This window comes from Skermanella aerolata KACC 11604 (genome assembly GCF_000936425.1).
In the GTDB taxonomy this organism is placed as follows: Bacteria; Pseudomonadota; Alphaproteobacteria; order Azospirillales; family Azospirillaceae; genus Skermanella; species Skermanella aerolata.
Genome location: NZ_AVFK01000135.1, coordinates 1 through 2,420 on the forward strand (window position 1 = coordinate 1; position 2,420 = coordinate 2,420).

At 61.4% G+C, this 2,420-nt stretch carries 2 protein-coding genes and 1 pseudogene; all 3 read left to right on the top strand.

Annotated features, from left to right (window positions below; all coding sequences use genetic code 11):
- Positions 1–65: 65 nt before the first annotated feature.
- Positions 66–269: pseudogene (locus N826_RS46270) on the top strand (helix-turn-helix domain-containing protein); the annotation flags it as partial.
- A gap of 127 nt (positions 270–396) precedes the next feature.
- Positions 397–918 (top strand): transposase, encoded by a 522-nt coding sequence (locus N826_RS38690; protein WP_052832816.1) that lies wholly within the window; start codon positions 397–399, stop codon positions 916–918.
- 106 nt (positions 919–1,024) lie between these two features.
- Positions 1,025–2,420 (top strand): methyl-accepting chemotaxis protein (locus N826_RS38695; protein WP_044437900.1); only part of this gene is annotated, 1,396 nt, incomplete at its 3' end.

Genomic DNA, 2,420 nt, shown 5'->3' on the forward strand with positions numbered 1-2,420 from the left:
AGAGCTGGCCATGGCGGCATGACCCCCAATCGCTCGGCAGTCCCGGTTCGAGAAGGATGACGTTGATGGGTTGGCCGGCTTCAACTACGGCGGCGGGCCAGTCCATTGAGCTTGGAACAGCAGGCGACGCTGAAGGTGTGGATTGGCGAAACCTTGCCGCGGACGCCCGCGAGGTCGGAGCGTGGATCGAGCAGACGTTCGGGGTCGTCTACGAGCGCCGCTCCGGACTGATCGCGCTGCTGCATCGTCTGGGGCTGGAACACCGCAAGCCCCAAGCGGTGTCGCGCAAGCTCGACCCGGCCGAACAGCAGGCCTTCATCGATGCCTACGAGACGCTGTTGAAGACGCTGCCCGACGACGAAGCAGTGTTGTTCACCGACGCCGTGCATCTCACCCATGGGACATGGCCAGTGGGCTGTTGGGCGCCCAAAAGAGATCAAGGTCGCGGTGGACCAGACCAGTGGCCGGGACCGCTTGAACATTCACGGCGCCCTCGATGTGGAAACCGGCAAGACCCGCATGATCGAGGTGCTGACGGTCAACGCCCTGAGCACGATCGCCCTCCCGGTCGCAATCGAGACCCTGTATCCGGCGATGCGGGTCATCCATGTGTTCCTGGACAATGCCCGCTACCATCACGCCCGCGCGATTCAGGACTGGCTGGCAATGCCGGGCCGGCGGATCAGGCTCCATTTCGTTCCGGCCTACTGCCCGCATCTGAACCTGATCGAGCGTCTCTGGGGGCCGATGCACAAACCCGTAACCCACAACCGATGTTACGCCATTTACAACGGCTTTTGCGAAGCTGTGCTCAGTTTCCTGCGCCGCGATGTGCATAACAAGCGGAACACGTTTTGCGATAGTGCGACCGATAACTTTCGCATCATTTCACCGGAGGATTTTCGGGTTTTCAGGTGAGCCAGGTATCACCCAATCATTGACGCTGAGAAATCATATTATTTTTAAACAAAAATTTAACAGGGACGTGTCAAACCTTTCAGCAGCATTATTCCGGAGCAAGTCGATGAAGCTGCGCATTGGGACCCGCATCGCGGCAGGGTATTTTTCCATCCTCGCCCTACTGACGGCCGTGGGGGCGGTCAGCGTTTACAGCCTCGACACCGTCGGTGAAGATTTCGCCGCTTATCATGAAACGGCTCAGGATGGGGCGCTGACCTCGACGCTCCAAGCGGCCATCATGAACGCACGGTTGAACGTCAAGGAGTTCCTGCTGACCGGCAGCGACGAGGATCAGCGACAGGTTGAAACCTTTCTGCGCCAGGCCGACCATCTCATCGTCGAAGCGGATCGGGCCATACAGAACCCGGAACGGCGCAAGCACCTCGCCACGGCCACTCAAGCGCTGCACCGGTACGAAGCCAGCTTCGAGAAAGTGGCGCGTCTGGAGGCGACACTCATCGCCCTCCGAACCGATCGGTTGGACATCGATGGTCCGAAAGTCGAGCGGGCGCTGAGTTCGATCATGCGGTCGGCTCATGACGACAACGACATCGAAGCAGCCTTCAACGCCGGTGAGGCGACCCGCTCCCTGCTGCTTGCACGGCTGGATGTGCAGAAGTTTCTTGCCCGGCACGACCCGGCCCATGTCCAGCAAGCGCATCAGCAGTTTGAAGATTTCGAGCGTGAGCATGCCGACCTCCTGACGCATCTGGAGAATGGAAACCGCCGGCGGCTGGCCATTGAGGCCAAAGAGGGGTTCACAGCCTACAGGAGCGCGTTCGGCGAGGCGGTCGAGGTGGTCACGGACATGGACCGTCTGATCGCCCAAGACCTCAATCCCGCAGGTACGGCCATTCTGGCGTCCGCTGAGGCTATCTGGAGTTCCTTGAAAGGCGAGCAGGCCGTCGTCGGTCAGCATGTCAGTGACCAAATCAGTGACGGCGAAACCGAGGCTGTCGTCCTGATGATTGTCGCCTTCGTTCTGGGCTTGGGCTGCGCCTGGATCATTGGCCGGGGGATCACGCGCCCAATCACGTGCATGACGGCCACGATGGCCAATCTGGCCGGTGGCGACATGGCGGTTGTCATTCCCAGCCTGACCAGCGGGGATGAGGTCGGCGACATGGCACGCGCCGTCCAGGTCTTCAAGGAGACCGCGATTGAGCGCATCCGCCTGGAAGGCGAACGGAAGGAAGCCGAAGTCCGCGCCGAGGAGGACAAGCGGCGGGCGATGGAGGCGCTGGCGTCGAGCTTCGAGGCGGGTGTGGGCGGCGTCGTGGAAGGTGTCGCCGGACAGGCCGAGCAGATGCGCTCAACCGCTCAGGGCATGGCGGCGATAGCTGAGGAAACCAGCCTACAGGCCACGGCGGTCGCCGCCGCCACGGAGGAGACCAGCGTCAACGTCCAAACGGTCGCCACCGCGACCGAGGAGCTGTCGAGTTCGATCAATGAAATTTCCC